General features: G+C 64.1%; 16 protein-coding genes. All 16 read right to left on the bottom strand.

All coding sequences use genetic code 11. The annotated features are described in order from the left end of the window. Positions 1 to 7 precede the first annotated feature (7 nt). The 16 genes from F3K02_RS06565 to F3K02_RS06490 all read right to left on the bottom strand — a co-directional run bounded on the left by F3K02_RS06565 (position 8) and on the right by F3K02_RS06490 (position 15,713). Positions 8 to 1,264 carry a DUF1173 domain-containing protein gene (locus F3K02_RS06565; RefSeq protein WP_343067016.1) on the bottom strand — a complete coding sequence of 419 codons (1,257 nt, stop codon included), beginning with the start codon at positions 1,262 to 1,264 and terminating at the stop codon, positions 8 to 10. Between the two features lie 10 nt (positions 1,265 to 1,274). After that, entirely contained in the window at positions 1,275 to 2,444 is a 1,170-nt protein-coding gene (locus F3K02_RS06560; RefSeq protein ID WP_177134507.1) for an LPD7 domain-containing protein, read from the bottom strand. 39 nt (positions 2,445 to 2,483) lie between these two features. Next, positions 2,484 to 3,131: an OmpA family protein gene (locus tag F3K02_RS06555; RefSeq protein ID WP_177134505.1), complete on the bottom strand. Its 648-nt coding sequence runs from the start codon at positions 3,129 to 3,131 to the stop codon at positions 2,484 to 2,486. Further along, the gene (locus tag F3K02_RS06550; protein ID WP_177134503.1) at positions 3,128 to 5,179 is read right to left on the bottom strand and encodes a type IV secretory system conjugative DNA transfer family protein; all 2,052 of its coding nucleotides are present in this window, start codon (positions 5,177 to 5,179) and stop codon (positions 3,128 to 3,130) included. The genes F3K02_RS06555 and F3K02_RS06550 overlap by 4 nt, the downstream gene beginning before the upstream one ends. After that, positions 5,176 to 6,294 carry a P-type DNA transfer ATPase VirB11 gene (gene virB11 / locus F3K02_RS06545; protein ID WP_177134501.1) on the bottom strand — a complete coding sequence of 373 codons (1,119 nt, stop codon included), beginning with the start codon at positions 6,292 to 6,294 and terminating at the stop codon, positions 5,176 to 5,178. Before virB11 ends, F3K02_RS06550 begins: the two co-directional genes overlap by 4 nt. 17 nt (positions 6,295 to 6,311) lie before the next feature. Next, entirely contained in the window at positions 6,312 to 7,631 is a 1,320-nt protein-coding gene (virB10, locus tag F3K02_RS06540; RefSeq protein WP_177134499.1) for a type IV secretion system protein VirB10, read from the bottom strand. Further along, a complete protein-coding gene (locus tag F3K02_RS06535; RefSeq protein ID WP_177134497.1) occupies positions 7,628 to 8,548 on the bottom strand; it encodes a TrbG/VirB9 family P-type conjugative transfer protein in 921 nt (306 codons plus the stop codon). Before F3K02_RS06535 ends, virB10 begins: the two co-directional genes overlap by 4 nt. Then, complete coding sequence (locus F3K02_RS06530; protein ID WP_177134495.1) at positions 8,545 to 9,315, bottom strand: VirB8 family type IV secretion system protein; 771 nt, start codon at positions 9,313 to 9,315, stop codon at positions 8,545 to 8,547. Before F3K02_RS06530 ends, F3K02_RS06535 begins: the two co-directional genes overlap by 4 nt. Before the next feature lie 23 nt (positions 9,316 to 9,338). Continuing rightward, positions 9,339 to 10,034, bottom strand: a complete 696-nt coding sequence (gene virB5 / locus F3K02_RS06525; RefSeq protein WP_177134493.1) for a P-type DNA transfer protein VirB5 — start codon at positions 10,032 to 10,034, stop codon at positions 9,339 to 9,341. 25 nt (positions 10,035 to 10,059) lie between these two features. Then, a complete protein-coding gene (locus F3K02_RS06520; protein ID WP_177134492.1) occupies positions 10,060 to 11,127 on the bottom strand; it encodes a TrbL/VirB6 family protein in 1,068 nt (355 codons plus the stop codon). A 12-nt stretch (positions 11,128 to 11,139) separates the two neighbouring features. After that, positions 11,140 to 11,568 (bottom strand): hypothetical protein, encoded by a 429-nt coding sequence (locus F3K02_RS06515; protein ID WP_177134490.1) that lies wholly within the window; start codon positions 11,566 to 11,568, stop codon positions 11,140 to 11,142. Next, positions 11,565 to 13,964, bottom strand: coding sequence for a VirB4 family type IV secretion/conjugal transfer ATPase (locus tag F3K02_RS06510; RefSeq protein WP_425485567.1), 2,400 nt, complete (start codon positions 13,962 to 13,964; stop codon positions 11,565 to 11,567). The genes F3K02_RS06515 and F3K02_RS06510 overlap by 4 nt, the downstream gene beginning before the upstream one ends. A 94-nt stretch (positions 13,965 to 14,058) precedes the next feature. After that, complete coding sequence (locus F3K02_RS06505) at positions 14,059 to 14,391, bottom strand: VirB3 family type IV secretion system protein (RefSeq protein ID WP_177134485.1); 333 nt, start codon at positions 14,389 to 14,391, stop codon at positions 14,059 to 14,061. Positions 14,392 to 14,411: 20 nt separating this feature from the next. Next, positions 14,412 to 14,696 carry a TrbC/VirB2 family protein gene (locus F3K02_RS06500; RefSeq protein WP_246309213.1) on the bottom strand — a complete coding sequence of 95 codons (285 nt, stop codon included), beginning with the start codon at positions 14,694 to 14,696 and terminating at the stop codon, positions 14,412 to 14,414. Continuing rightward, the gene (locus tag F3K02_RS06495) at positions 14,693 to 15,202 is read right to left on the bottom strand and encodes a lytic transglycosylase domain-containing protein (RefSeq protein WP_177134483.1); all 510 of its coding nucleotides are present in this window, start codon (positions 15,200 to 15,202) and stop codon (positions 14,693 to 14,695) included. The genes F3K02_RS06500 and F3K02_RS06495 overlap by 4 nt, the downstream gene beginning before the upstream one ends. 10 nt (positions 15,203 to 15,212) lie before the next feature. Then, positions 15,213 to 15,713, bottom strand: a complete 501-nt coding sequence (locus F3K02_RS06490; protein WP_343067015.1) for a hypothetical protein — start codon at positions 15,711 to 15,713, stop codon at positions 15,213 to 15,215. Between the last annotated feature and the right edge of the window lie 64 nt (positions 15,714 to 15,777).

The following is a 15,777-nucleotide window of genomic DNA, read 5'->3' as shown; positions in this document are numbered from 1 at the left end:
GGTAATGTTACGGCAGCGGGGTGGCTGGTTGCCTGTGCTGATGTGGCGGCAGGGCGGGCATGTCGCCATCGGCCGGGTTCCACCGCCAGAGGGGTGTGTCTCCACGGGTGGCTTGCGCCATGAAATCGGGCGGCATGTGGTCGCTTTGGCCATGGTCGCGGGCGATGAGCAGGGGCCGTGGGGCATCACCACAGTCCAGCAGGCTGGCGGCGACCAGGGGCTGGTCGGGCGCTTCGTTGTAGCGGAGGCCTTTGATGAAGCTGCGACCGCTCCTCACCAGCGCGCCCACGAGTTGCTTCTCCCACCCGTCTTCCACCGGCAGCCACTGGGCGGTGGCCAGCATCAGCGACAGCTCGACGAGGCTCGGAACGCCAGCGTCGTCCACCCGGAAAGTGGCGATCATGAGCAGGTGCAGATCACCGTCTGTGCCCCAGGCCGAGAGTTCTTGCTCGAAACACCGGCCCAGCCGGCGGTACAGCGTTTCGTCCAGCGCAAAGGCCTGATCGGGGATGTGTTTGAGGATGGCTTTGTGGCCATACCGGGAGGGCACGATTTCTTTGACCTCGGCCACCAGCAAAAGCAAGGGCTGTGGTTGACCCGGTTTGGGCCGGGCGCGCGCCCATTGCCGCAGGCGCCTGGCGGTGATGGCCTCGCGCTGTTCGACCGAGAACACTTCCGGGATGTAGAGACTGGCCAGCATGGCATGGCCGTGGGTGAACTTGTTTTCTGCTGCCTGCAGCAGGTGCTTGCGCACGGTGCCCCAGGTGCGGCGGCCGGCGAAGCCCGGTGTCCAGTGGGTCAGTTCGGCTTGATCCCACAGGTAGTGCAGCAGGGCGCGCAGGCCGAGGCGGCTGCCGTGCGCAACCACGCTGCTGCTGGTGCCGGCTGAGGGGGGCTGCGCGGCCCTGCCGGGCAGCTTGGTCATCGGGAAGTCGAGCTTGAGGGTCGTGATGCCGGTGGCCGGGTTCTCGACGATGGCCGTGCCGACCAGCGGGCCGAGGCCGCTGAACTCGGCCGGTGGTTCGTAAGACGGGCAGGTGGTGGCGTGCTGGCTGCCAGTATTGGGCATGCGTTTGACGGTGTAACCGTTCAGGACGCGGGCCACGTACATGTCAACGCCCGGCTCGCCGTGCTGGCAAAGGCAGCGGGGGCGCAGGTGGTTCTCGTGTGCCTGGGCGATGGCGTCTGCGAAGCCGGGAGCGCCTCGTGCCCAGTGCCGGCCACCGATCTCATAAAGGGTGGTCGGTTCGGTTGGGCTGTTCACTGCGCAGACCTCAGCGCGCGGGTGCAGCCCGTTCGCGCGTGCGTTGCTGATCTTGCTGAGGGACGACCGCTGGACGCTGTGAGGGTGCGTTCTTGTCGTAGATCCGAACCTTGGGGTTCTGGCCATCGCGGATGCGCTGGGCGAGCTTGTCGGCAGCCGCCACCATGACGGCTTCGCGCCGTTTCTCCGGCACGCGGTTGGCGACGAGGATGGCTTCGATGGCGGCCAGCACGGTCTTACGGCCACCGCTGCCGCGACCCGACGGTTTGTCGGTGTTGGTTGCGGCCGTGGGTGCGCTGGCGTCTCGACTGGGCTCGATGCGGTTGATCTGGCGCAGTTCGCGTTCCACCTTGAGGCGTTCCATGTCGGTTGGGTTGGGCTCGTAGCCCAGGGTCTTCACACCGCGCGCGGCGGCTTCCAGCCAGACCAGGCGCCGGAAGTCCTCGCTGCCTGTGACCCGCAGGGACCGCCAGTTGCGGGCTTCGGCCACATCGACCATGGAGCGGGCCACCGAGGGGCTGTTGGTGTCGGTGGCCAGCCGGAAGGTGGATTCGGTGAAGGCAACGCGAGAGGTGTCGCCCCGGAAGCGGTATTCGGTCAGACCGAAGCTGACATCGCCCAGCGTGACTGGGGCGCGTTTGATGATGTAGCGGTCCACCAAAGCGGCTTCCAGTCGGGCGACGAGGGCTTCGCGTTCGGCCTGCGCGTCCACGCGGGCGCTTGTTTGCGGGCTGGATGCGTCAGGTGTTTCCAACCCTTTTTCTTTGGCGGGCAGGGGGATGACGTTCGACTCCGCGGGCTGACGTGCTGGATCGGTCTTTACCCGTTTGGATTGAGGGGCTGCCGCGGGTGGCTGGGCATCACGGGCTTGATCCCGCTGCCATTGGCCGTCGATCTTGTGGACGAATGACTTTTGCCCTCGCACATCCACGACGACGAACCGGTTGGCACCGAGCTGGTCGGCCTTGGCCACCATGTCCTGGTAGCGGTCGGTGCGGTAGGTGAGCTCGGCAAACGGATCGCGCAGTTCGTACCGCTCACCCGGCTCCGGCTCGGGTGCCTGGAATGTCCGGATGGCGATGGCTGCGCGATCCACGGGTTCCACCGTGCCGCCCAAGGTGGCGTTGGTGTCCGCCGTGGTTGTGTCCACGCGCCGGGCCGGTGCAGGTCTTTCATCCATGGTGGTCTCCTTCGGTGGCTATTGCCAGCAGGTGGGGTGTCAAGGTTGGGGTGGGGCTGAGGCCTGGACGGAGACCGGTGGCACCCGGTACACCTCGATCTCGACGCGGCGGTTGAGGTTTCTGCCTCGCAGGCTGGTGTTGTCAGCGAGGTGGTCACCACTGGGCTGGTGAGTGGTGCGGATGCGAGCGGCGTCCACGCCGGCAGCGATCAGGTAGTCACGCACAGCGTTGGCCCGGGCCTGTGCAATTCGGCTTTCGGCCGACGAATCGGTGGTGCCGTCGGTGCGCCCCCTCAGCACCACGAGTGGCGCGGTCTTGGCTTCTTCCACCAGAGCCGATGCCTCCTCGGCGGGTATCGACAGCCGGGTGCTGTTGAAACCGAAGTGGACGTTGCGAACGCTGTTGGCTTGCTCCTTCTCCTGAATCGACGCCATCAACTGCTGGCGCGCAGCCATGTGGGCCAGCGTGGCGGTGGTGGTCTCGGCGAGGCGGCTGGATTCATTGGCCTGGATGCGGGTGTTCTGCAGATCGTTCTTGCACACCTGCAAGTCGACGGCCATTTGCGCATTGGCGGGCCGCTTCTGAGATTCGTCCACTGTGGGGGGCTTGAGCGGTGAGCTGCAGGCGCCCAGCAACGCAAGGCTGGTTAGGGTCAGCGTTATGCGCGGGGTCGGGTGGGTGGTCATGGCTGTTCCTCCAGGGTTTCGAGCCGGATGGGTTCTGTGTTGCTGGTAGTGGGCTGCGCGGAAGGAATGGCTGGGTTGGACTCGACCTCATCGATCTCTTCGATCGGCTCGATGGACCCGCCTTCACCGACAGCTTCCAGCCCGTCGTCAAAGAAGCCGATACAGGTTTCTGCCAGCTTCTCGGGTGGACCTTCCATCTGGTCTTTGGTCAGCTTGACGTCGTGATTCAGAACGCCGATGTCCATGCTGGTCTGCCCGGGCGGAAGTTCGTCTTCGGCAAAGCGCCACCGTTGCTGGACTTTGGCGAGGTGCTGATCCATGTTCATCTGCGGCACCTTGGGGGCGGGTAGCAGGCGGTCTGTGAACGCCTGGTCCTGGAAGTAGCGGATTTTTTCGCCGAGGATGGGTTTGCAGTTCTCGCAGATCACCACCAGCCGTTCGGAGCCCAGTTCCTTGAACTCTTGCGGCAACAGCAGGGAACGACGCTGCTCGCTTTCGTTGCGGCTGACGGTGCTGTGTCCGTGTCCGCTGAAGGAGCGGCTGCGTCCACGGGTTGTGACCCGTTGGGTAAAGTGACCCAGCATGGCGCTGTATTCGTCGGCGTCACGCTGCTCGCGCGGGGCGAAGAGGATTTGCAGGCCGTGGTTGGTGGCGAAGGTGCGGGCCTCTTTGTCGCCATAGACCGCGTCCAGCTGCGACATGGCCTGCACCACGGTGAGCAGGCGCAGGTTGTAGCCGGCCAGGAAGGCAGCTGAGTGCGTGATGATCCCCACGCGGCCCATGGCCGTGAACTCGTCGTTGACCAGCAGGCACTGGTACTTGAGTGATTGGTCGTGCTCCGGCAGGTGCTGCGTGTTGAGGCTGACGAGCTGGGAAAAGAACAGGGTGAGCAACGGCCGGGCATTGGCCAGCCGATGCGGCGGGATGCGCACGTAGACCGACATGCGTTGGCGGCGCAACTGGCTCAGGTCGAAGTCGTCGGCGCTGGTGGCGGCATCGACCACGGCATCCGCGAAGATCGTCAGCGGCGCGTGAAAGGTGGCCACCACGCTGGCGAGCGTGTTCTCCGAGTTGCACAGCAGGCGCTGCAGAGCATCCAGACATTCTTCGGAGAACGGCTTGCCGGCTTCCTTGCGTTGCTCGATCAGCCCGCTGAGGTGCTCTTTCAATGGTCGCCCTTGCCCGGAAGACTGCCGCAATAGTTCACCCACCGTGCGCGGCAGCTCGGGCGTTTCCAGCAACAGCAGGCCCAGGCCGAGAAAGAGGTTGCGTGCCTGGTCGTTGAAGAAGGCTTCGGACGAGGTGCCGCTGCCATCGTTGGGGTAGAAAACCTGGCCAATGCCGAGCAAGTCACCTACCCGGTGCAGTGGGCTGGTGCGGACAGCGGTGAGCGGATTCCAGCGGTGGCTGCGGGCTTCTTCGTCAAAAGGGGAGAAGGCGTAGACCGTCTGTTGGTGCTTCACCCGGTAGCCCGCGGTGATGGCGTGGTTCTCGCCCTTGATGTCGAGCACGACCACCGAATCCGGCCAGTTCAGCAGGTTGGGCACCACCACACCGACACCCTTGCCACTGCGGGTGGGTGCTGACAGCATGACGGAGAGTTGCCCGGGCAAGGCCAGAAACTGGCCATGGAAGCGGCCAATCAGGATGCTCGGTGCGACGGCTTGTTTGTCGGTCAGCAACAGACCTGCCTTTTTCACCTCAGAGGTGGAGGCGAAACGGGCGTCACCATGTAGTGGACGACGCGGACGGCTGGCCGATACCAGGGCTACAGGCAAGAGCACCAGCGTGACCAGGTAGGCCGTGGCGATGGAAACCAGCAGCCGCTTGCGCAACGCGGGCTCATCGGCATAGATCTGCCAGTAGTCCACGATGCTGTTCCAGGTCGCCAGCTTGGGGTGTGCCTTGCTGAAAACCAGAAACAGCACGCCCGACAGGTAGAGGGCAGCGATCACCAACAGGGACACGCCGAAGACGGCGATGATGCCCAGGGCGGTCTGGCGCACATACGGCCTGGACACGGTGGGCCAGAGCAGTTTGGCGTTCATGTGCGAAATCCGCCAAAAGGGCCGGCTTGAATATAGGTCATGGCGTCACGTGCGCCGTCGTCGGTGTGTTGCTTGCGGCGCGGCTCGTAGGCAATCTCGGAGATGAAGCGGCCCCGTTCATCCCGGTTGAACTGCACGATGACATCGATCACGATGCCCAGAAGGCCCTTGATTTCGTCCAGTCGCAAGCCGCCCCCGGCGCTACTCTCGCGGATCATGAGCGACATCTGTTCCAGCGCCAGAGAACAGCTGCCCGCGTGCACGCTGGTGATGCTGCCGGGGTGGCCGGAAGCGGCCAGGCGAATGAAAGAGAAACATTCTTCGCCACGCAGCTCGGCCAGAAAGATGCGGTCGGGCTTCATGCGCAGACAGGCTTCCAGCAACGACTTGGCCGTCACGCGAGCCGTGCCCTGTGCATCCTTGCTGTAGAACAGATGCACCACGTTCGGGTGATGAGGGATGGTGAGTTCGGCCGTGTCCTGGATAGTGATCAGGCGCTCATGGAGGGGGACTTCCTCGATCAGTGCTTTCATGAAGGTGGTCTTGCCCGATCCGGTCTTCCCACTGACCACGATGGTCTGGTGCTTCCGGACCGCGAGGCGCAGGAACTCGGCGTATCGGCCCGAGGCCTTCAGTGCGAGCAGTTCTCTCTGGAAGGGTTGCAGACCGTCGTCTTCGGCGTCCAGTGCCGCGCACTCGTCGATGCGGTCGAACAGACCCTCGCATTCGAAGCTGAGCAGGCGCCTGATCAGTTCCGATGGCTTGCGCACCGTGATGGATACGGTGCCGCGCGTCACAGCCGGGGGAATGACAAACTGGATGCGCTCGCCGCTGGGCAGTGTGGCCGACAGCAGAGGGCGCTCCTGGTTGATCTGCTGGTCGCAGTAGGTGGCCACGGCCGTGGCCAGCGAGAGGCAGCGTTCCAGCGTCATGGCTGGCGCTTCCACCTGCTGCCAACCGCGAAGGGTCTCTACCTGCAGTTCGCCGGGGCGGTTCACACAAACCTCCAGCACGCCCGGTGCATCCAGCTGTTCGCGCAGCGGGCGCAGGAACTCGACCACCGAGGTGGCGTCGCCACACCAGCCGTCAGGCTGTGGGTCTACGAAGAAGGACATGAGGTCAATCGCGGGGTTCATCGCGCCACCGGTTGAAGTGCGTAGACCGATGAGAAGTCCACGTCGCGCGCGACGTAGATGCCGACGATGCCGCCCTGGTTCTGGTAGATCAGCGGTGGGATGTTGATAGTGCTGTCCAGCACCTTCTCGGCCAGCTTGCTGGTGTTCTCGGTGGTGGATGGCAGCACGATGGTGTCTGCATCCCGGTCCTGCATCTGGTTTTGTATGACCAGCTTGACCGAGTCGTCGATCAACGACAACAGCATGGCAGCACCGATGCGGTCGCCCCACCGGTTGTCAACATGGCCGTCAATGCCCGACTCGCCCAGCTGCCCGGTGCCGGGCGACTCAACGTCCACCGTGACGCCATTCGGCGTTCGGATGCGGGTCCACAACACAGGAATGCGGACCGTGCCGGGTCGTACGGACGCGATGCGGTATTCGCCGTCCAGGTGGGATCCGCGTTCGATCAGCAGCACCCGGCCGTTGTCGCTGTACACGTCGCGCTGCACCTGGCAGCCCACCAGGCCCGAGGTGGCGCTGATGACCCGGGTTTTGAGTGCGCAGGTGAAAGCCGTGCCCTTGGGTAAAGTGAGGCTGCGGTCGCCCAGCGTGGTGGCCTTCACCCTGGGTGTGGCGGAGCCCTGCAACTCGCCACCGAACAGGCCGGCCGCCGCGGAGCGAAGGCTCGACCCGATGTCCGGTGATGGCGTGGACTCGGTGGTTGAACCACCCAGACCTGCTGGCAGGGCATTGCCCTGGGTCAGGTTGTCCAGAAGCCCTTGCAGTCGGCGCTGGTAGTCCTGTAATTGCTTGGACGTGGACGCCGCCGGATCGCTGGACGACTGCGTGGTGTCGCCGTTGGCGCCAGCGATGCCGCCCGGGCGGGACGACACCACCAGCACAGGTGCGTCATCCGGGGACAAGGTTTTGGGTCCGGATGGCGTGCCCGTTCGTGTGTTTCGCAGTCCGATGGGGTCGACGGCTTCCGTGGGGGAGGAAATCAAGGCCGGGACGCGGGGTGTGGCGGGCGGGGTCATGTCCAACTGCCGGGTGCCTGCACCCGCTGCCGATGGACGGTCCCGCAGCATTGACTTGTCCTTCTCTGAATCGCCGCTTTCGGCAAAGAGGCGGTACAGGTAAGAGAAGGTTATGCCTCCAACCATGAACAACACCAGGCCAATGATCGAGATGTTCTTCCAGGACAGGTTGACAGTCTGCCGCCGAGCCACATTGGGAATGCCCGCCTCACCCGGCAAGGGGCTGATGGTGTTGCCGCCGTCCTGCGGCGATGGCTCGTCGTTTGGCGCTGGTGAAGCCTGGGCTTGATCGGTCATGGCTGTGCTCCTGCCGTTGAGGAGGAGGAAATGAATGCATCGGGCTTCAGAACCCGCTGCACACCCGGCACCGTGGTGGAGCCTTTGGCCGGCGATCCCTCCAGATCAAAGGCTTCGTTCCAGATCCCCACCACGGCAGACCCAGCTCGCAACATCAGGCGGCGGCTGACGCGGTCCACCACCAGGGTGTCGTCCTCCATGCGGGCGTTGACCAAGGTTTCGCTGCCGTCGCCCAGCACATGGAAGACCGCTGGCACCTCGCGATTGCCGGGGAACTGCAAGTAGGTGAACCGGCCGTCGTCGTAGACCAGCGTGGGGACGATGTCCGACGAACCGACGCCTTCCGCCAGCGCGTACTGGGTGTTGAGCACGGTGGGTTTGGCCGCCAGCCGCTCCGCCACGATCTGCTGGGCCGTCGGTGGGGGTGGAATTGGCGGCAGGCTCGCCAGCGCGGCCATTTCCCTTTCCGCCAGACTGGGCGGGGCTGCTGCGGGTTTGGGGGACCGGATCGCCAGGCGATAGACCGGTGGCTGGCGATCGCCGTCTGGCAAAACCACAAAGCGCAGCGTGTGTGAGCGCCGGTCGGTGATGACCGCCAGGTTGTTGGGCGCATCGGCGGCGCTCTTGGCCTTGACGTACAGGTGGCTCCCTCCCGGCTGGGCGGCCACGCACCAGGCGGCATCGGGCTTGCTGCAATCACCGCCCTGGCCGACCGCCACTTCGGTGATGACCTCGCCCTTGTCGAACTCCACCAGCGTCACCATGCCGCGCTTGACCGGGACCGTAACCACTGCATTGGCGTCGTAGACCACCTCGCGCAAACGCGGATCGGACTTGTCTGTGGGCTGCGCTGCAGAGGCATGCAGAGGAGTCAGGGTCAATGAAGCCAGCACAATGGGAAGTACCGGGAGGTTCATGGTTTCACTCCAGTGGTTGGTGTATTGATCTCGGGGTCGGAGCGGTAGGCCGTGACCACGAAACCGAAGGGGTTCTCCAACCGGTCCGACTCTTTGGCCAGCACCTTGGGCTGGTACTGGTAGACCACGCTGGCCACGTGCCGAGTGGTCACATCGGGCAAGTTTCGGTCGGTCATGCGGACGACCTTGTCGTAGGTGACCGTGGCGTCGCTCTGGTTGCCGCTGCGGCCCGATGCGCGCAGCCGCACACCGACGATGTTGATGCGCCACTCTTCGGTAGAGCCCACCTTCTTCTGCAGCGCCCCGTCGCCTTCGAACTGCCGGTTGTATTCGGAGAAGACGGCGGGCACCGCCATGCGGGCCACCTGGTCGAAGTCCCGCTGCAGGAACATCCAGCTGTAGGCCTCGCGGGAACGCACGAAGGTGGCCAGGTTGTGTTTGTCCAGCGCCTCCATGGCGGGAATGGTTTCTTCGCTCAGGCGCTGCTGGATGGTCGTTTCACCGGTGACCCGGTCCACCACGATGGGGATCTCCACCACCTTGCGCAGCGGTCCCTGCACGAAGACGGCGGCGATGCCGATCAGACCAATCGCCAGACCGGCAGCAGCGGCCGCCCAGGCCCGGCGCTCGGAGCGCTCCAGCATCAGGGCGCGGTCGATTTCCCAGTCTCGGTTGGCCTGCAATGACGGGGCTTCAGACACTGGGGGAGGCGTCTTCGGCTGTTTCGGCCATGCGGCGGCCTCACCTGACATCAGGATGGCACTCATGGGGGACTCCGGTGGGGTGGTGGTTACGGCAGGAAGTCGGAGACCTTGCCGGTCCGGCCCAGCATCTGGTACTGGCGTTCGCGCTCACGGGACCGGGCGATGCGCTCCTCGCTGTCGGCCATGCCTTGCAGCATCTGGATTTGCGAGGACTCGTGTGCCAACAGGGCGTTCTCGGCGCCGATGCGGGCCTGAATTTCCTGTACCGATTTCTGGTCGGTGGTGGCGTTGATCTGCGTCATCAGCGACTGGATCTGGTCCAGCCGCTGTGCTGCAGATTTCATCGCGTCCTGCAGCAGGCCTTTCTGTTGGTACGGCTGAGCCAGGGTGGCCTGGCACTCGGTGCGCGCGTCGCCCGTGCGGTCCATGCAGTTGTAGAGCATCCCGACATCGCGCAGCACCTTGGCCGTGGCATTGAGCCCGTTGTACCCCGATGTGTTGATGGCGTTGAAATAGGTGTAGGCCTCGGCCGGGATGTAGTCCTTGAGCAGCGGGTTGTTGAACACGTCGCCCAGGCTTCGCATGCCGTTGATGCTGTCGATCTGGGTCTGCAGTTGTCGGATCTGCTGGATCTGGTTGTTGATCTTGGTGATGTCGTTGATCACCTGTTGCACCGCCTGGAACAGGTTGGCGACATCGATCACGGGGATACCGGTCGCTCGCGCATGGCTGGCTCCCAGCGAAATCAACACGGCGGCGGCGACCTTGAGGCGGTACTTCATGGTGTGCTCCTTGGCAAGTGGGAGATCAAGACCGGCCGCGCAGGGCGGCGAGTCGGTATGCCGCAGACCGTGCGGCTCCGTAGCCCCTGCGGGCCATGTTTCCGGCGTAACGACCCGTGGCCGCTGCGGCGGTTCCCGCCGTGGCAGCCGCGCCAGCGCCTGAACGGATCACGCCCCCCGCGCCTGTACCGCCTGCAGCTGATCGGGCGGAGGAGGCTGAGCGCAGGCCCGAGACCATCATCGCGTTCTGGATCATCTGTATGCCTTGTTGAATCGCTGCGCCACCCGTCAGGGCCGAGGCGAGGCTGGGCGCCTGGAAGCAGAGGATGGCCATGAGGATCATGAGCACGCAGTAGCGGGTGGCTTCACCCAGTACGTTGAAGGTGCTGCCGAGGAAGCCGCCACCGTCGTTGATGGCCTTGAACATGGCGGCGCCCATGTAGGCGCTCAGGCCCAGTGCAAAGAAGGCGAACCACGTCAGCACCACAGCGTTCAGCACCATGGACAACCAGCTGTCGAAGAAACGCGCAGTGGGGCGCCAGGCCAGGCACAGGATGAACAGCGGCCCGATGGCGATCACGAAGGTCAGGAACAGCTTGGCCAGCGTGACGACGAAGAGGGCGATGCAGAGGAAGAAGACGGTGCCGATGGAGAAGATACCCCCGGCCAGCAACAGGTCCAGCCGGAGCACGCTGGCCTCTTTCATGATGTCGGCTACCTGGGCGCTGGCGTCGTCGTTGAACTTGTCGAGCAGGGCGTAGGGCGAGCTGATCGTGGCGGGGTCCACGGCGGAAGGCAGAAAAGTGCTGGCCACGCCCATGGCCAGCGCGTTGGCAGTGTCCGACACGTTGCTGATGTAGAACCCTGACTGCAATGCGAAAGCCAGCACCAGTCCGATCTTGAACACCTTCCACACGAAGGTGGGAACGGTTTCGGACACCTCGTTGCGCAAGACCGCCCAGCCGTAGAGGGCCACCCACAGCGTCATCGCCGACAGAGCAATCGGCGTGATCGCCGACATGAGCGAGGACACCACGCCGAGCACGTAGGTGCTCAGAATCGCGTCGAAGTTAGAACCGACCCAGGCGAACATGACAGCGCCTCCTTATTGCAAGGCCGGGTAGGGCAGATTGGTTGGAGGCGGCGCAAAGACCTTGACGCACTTGCTGCCCAGGTCAGGGTACTGGCACTGCAGCCATTGGCCGCCAACCTTCACCACCCAGATCCGCGAGAGCTTGGTCGTGCCGTAGCTCGACTTGCGGCAGGTGCCTTCGCGCGCATAGACCTCGGTGCATTCTTGCAACCCGTAGCGCGTCTCCACCATGTGCCAGGGGCCTGCGTGGCAACCCGCTTGAGCCAGGCAGGGCTTGGACTTGCGGATGGGACCCGTGCGGGGTAAGGGTGCGACTTCGATCAACCGTTCGCCGGTGGCAGAGGTGTTTACCGCCTCATTGCCCTTCACGAACTGGGCACTGGCGTTCGCGCTGAAAATGGCAAGCGCCAACACGACCTGCAGTGTTTGAAACTTGTTCATGTCGCTCTCCTGGAGTTTCGGGATTTGCGATCCTGAACCTCGCGCAGCAGCACGGGAAGCCAGAGAAACGGATCGTTACCGTGTTGTTCGCGAACGGTGTCCAGCAGGGCGACGTTGTCGGTGGTGGCCGACAGCACGGTCACAAAGTCCTGCAGGCCGCTGAGGTCCAACTCGCAGATCGCACTGCTGTGGCCTTGCTTGACGAGGAAGCGCCGGCCACCCTGCGCGCCCAGGCTGCGCACGATGCCAAGTTCGGCCTCGCTGAGACCGAAGCCCTCCACGTATTCCTCGCGCACCGCTTCCGGGTTGGCCAGGAAGATTTTGGTGACACTCTGTTCCACCATCGTGCGGCCGATGGGGTGGCGCAGCACGTCGGATGGGCTCTGGGTGTCGAAGATGCCCAGCCCGTTCTGCTTGCGGATCGTCTTCTGCTTCTGTTTGGCGAAGTCGCTGAAGATGTCGTGGTCCAGCGCTTTCCAAAACTCCGAGATCACGTAGATCAGCCGTTCACCGTTGACCAGTTCCTCCATCACCTGAAGCAGGTACAGCATGACCGGCGTACGGACCTCGGGCAAGTCGAGGAACTCGGTGGTGTCGAAAGCAATGACAGATGCGGACTGCAGGTCCATCAGCTGGTCGTTGGCTTGGTCGAACACCCAACCGAGCGCGCCGCCCTCGCACCAACGGCCCAGCCGTTCGTATAGGCTGTTCTCGCCAGACTTGGGTAGGTTCTGGCGAATGGTCGAGAACCGGCGCAGGGCGGTCGGCATCATCGTCACCGTTTTGACGGCATCGGCGATGGCGCGCTCATCGGCCGGTAGCAGGGGCAGGGCGGGTGTGGCGATGCAGGTGCGCACCAGCTGTTCCCAGAACTGGATGCGGGCCGGCGTGGGGTCGCGCTGCAGCGGGTTGAGGTGCGTGGGCTTGCCGGCTTCGAGAGTGAAGTACCGACCATTCATGGCCCGGATGGCGATCTCGCAACCCCGGTCCAGATCGAACAACACCAGTCGCGGTGCTGGGTCCCACTTCCGCGTCAGCGTCAGCAGGAACATCTCCAACGTGGTTTTTCCGACCCCGGTGGACCCGATGATGATGGTGTTGCCGGGCAGCTTCTTGTCGGCCGAGTCTTCGCCGTCAGGACTGCTGTGAAAGTTCAGGTAGAACGGCTGGCCGGAGGGCGTCCTCAGCAGAGCCAGCGCTTCGCCCCACGGGTTGCCGTCGCGCTTGCCACGGGCGAAGTTGTGCCCACTGGCCAGGGCAGCGAAGGCGCGGGAAGACAACTTGGCATCGCGCGGGCGCCACTGCCAATTGCCGGGCATCTGCGCGAACCAGGCGGCGTCGGCCACCAGGTCCACCGGCGACATCTGCAGGCTTGACGACTCACCCACGGCGCCGATGGCCTGCGCCGCACGGCGGCCGGCATCAGCCAGACTGTCTTCACCCGGAATGCCGAAGACCACCAAGCTGTAGTGGTACTCGCCCATGCAGAACTGGCCGTCGCCCAGTTCGTTCAGCGCTTCGTCCATGTCGGCGATCTGGCTAGACACGACATCGTCGCTGGCGATCAGCTGGTCGCGCTGCAACTCCAGTGCGCGGGTGGCCTCGCGGCGAGGCAGTATCGAAAAACTCTGCGTCTCGATGAACTCGCTGTCTTCGTACAGCAGGGCGTTGAGGATGCCGGGTTCAACGGCATCGGCGTATTCCTTGATGTCCACCAGGGCTGCACAGCGGCGCTGATCCCCACTTCTCAGCTCCAGCTTGTCTCCACCAAACGAAAGTCGGGTCGAGGGCAGTGTGCGGTGCAGCGGTCCAGCCGTGAAAGGCACAGGCTTCCAGTACCCGTTGACCAGGTAGCCCAGAAACTCGGCGACTTCCGAATATAGGCGGCCCCGTTGTTCACGCACGCCCAGCAACTGTGGTCCAAACCCGCGCAGCACCCGGTGCACGAACGCGGTGCGCTCCTCCATCACCCGCAGCGCCTCGGCATGGGCCTCTGCGATGGCGGCCTTGGACCGCTGCGGCGATTGCAGCGCACGGCTGATGCGTGAGGTGGTGGGCCGAAAGACCAGGGTCAGGTACAGCTCGTTGCTCATCATCGCCCGCTGGTTCAGGTGCGCCTGATAGGCCTGTGACAGGTCTTTGGCAAACCCGTCCTCCGCTGGGTCGGTCAGAGCGTCCTGAATCTTGCGGTGCAGTCGGTGGGTCCAGACGGCCCACTGGCCACCGGAGAGGTTGCGCAGCAGGCTGCAGAGCGCTTCGTGCCGTTCCGTGACCAGGTAGTCGTCGGCGCACTCGAACGCCACGCCATCAAGCCGCCAGACCCGCAGAAAATCGCCACCACGGGTGATGACATCGTGGCCGCTCAACAGCGATGAGAACGGCACGAACCTGGTCAATGGGTTCTCCACCAGAGCCTGCGACCAATGTCGAGGCTGCGGACTACCAGCCACAGGGCGTCGCTTCGCGCGGCGAGGGCCCTTGCCCAAGCGGTCAAAGATGCCAGACATCGGACGCTCCCCGAAAGAGGGTGGGTGAGTAGCTGCGCGCGCGCCAGAACCGCCGGTTGCGGTCATGCAGGCGCAGCTTGAGTGCGATGAAGATTTGCCGAAACCGCTGGTCGTCCCGGGATGTCACCCAGCGCATCCAGAAGAGGGTGGGCACGAAGGACATCAGCACGCCCAGCGCGATCCACCAGCTCACGAGGATGCCGCCCCACATCATCAGCAGCATCCCGCTGCCGAAGAGCACTACCAATGGCACCAGCGGAATCCCCAGCTTCATGGCGGGCCGGGTCGCGCCCTTGTAGATGGTTTCGGCTTGCATGGCGGATGCCTGCTGTGAGATCAGCTGACGATGTAGCTGGCAAACGCAGCGGCGCCACCGACCAGGGTTCCACCGATCAGGATGTTGGCCACATCCGCCAGCCGGGCGCCCTGGAAGATCATCTTGAAACCGGCCCAGATGATCGCAATCGTCACCACGGCCACGGAGATCGTCACCAGGATGGCGTTGACGTTGGTGACCGTTGTGTTCACCTTGTCGAAGCCTTGCCCCCAGACCTGGGGTGGAAGCAACATCAACAGGCTGAGGGCACGGACCTGGCCTTGAGACAGTTTCTGGCGATTCATGACGGCTCCTTGGATGACGGGGTGGAACGAGGGAGGGAAAGAGATCGGACAGCAGCGACAACCTTCTGTACATAGCCATGGCGAAAGCCGGTCGAGAAGTTGCCGCTGTAGTAGCAGGAGAGGGTTTTGCGCAGGGCGGACTGACGAGTGTCCGCACCACTCTGTGACAGGCCTGCTCGGTCGAAGCATTCCGTCAACACGGACTGCATGGCCGACAGGTTCTGACAGGGGTCGAAGGCACTGCTGGTGTTCAAACCCAGGCGCTGGAAGTTGCCCACGTTGATCTGCCCCAGGCCGACGCTGAAGTTGCGTCCGTCGGTCAGCAACTGGTTGGCAGTGGCCAGTGCTTCATCCCGGTTGTTGGGCTGGCGGCGCAACGCACCACCCACGACGCCGATGGCCCAGGGATTGAAGGCACTCTCGACGGAGACGAGCGCCTGCGTCGTGGTCAGATGGACCTCTGGTGCGCAGGCCAGAGCCAGCGCCGTGAACGTGGAGGCTTCCATGGCACAGCCCTCAAGGACGTGAGCGAAGCCAGGCCGCCCGGTCTTCGTCGTACCGGGTATCCCAGATGCCGAGCTGAGACTTCGCGACCGGGCTGAAATCCGTCACCGTGTCGCCACCCATGTCCCACCAGGTGCGCGTGAATTGCTTGCCGTCGATGGTGACGGAGATCGCCCCGGTGTAGTCGCAGGTGTAGATGGGTCCGCTCTCGGCCTCATGCACCCGCGTGTACTGAGGTGGGCAGTTGCGCGGTGCACGTGCCCACGCATGCCTGGCCGAATTGCCAGCGCCGGACATCCCACATGTGGGGAACGCCTTGCCCCGGGCCAGATCCCGAAGCACCTGCCGGATCGGTGGCACGCACTGCGGGATCGACTGCCAGCTGGGCGCAGCGAAGCACAGCAACACCAGACAACCGTCCACGGCATGCGCGGCCGTGGGGGCGAGAAGGCACAGAGAAAGCAACGCGGCAGAAGCCCCTGTCGCGCGCAATTCCCGGTTCTTGGGTGCCACGGGTGTTGCTCCGGAGCGCGACGCCGATTGCCGAATACTTGAAAGGATGAAGTCCACTACACAC

The sequence above is a fragment of the Hydrogenophaga aromaticivorans genome (assembly GCF_013387465.1).
Taxonomy (GTDB): Bacteria; Pseudomonadota; Gammaproteobacteria; order Burkholderiales; family Burkholderiaceae_C; genus Hydrogenophaga; species Hydrogenophaga aromaticivorans.
Note: the sequence above shows the minus strand (reverse complement) of the source record. Positions and strands in the feature narration are given on the sequence as shown.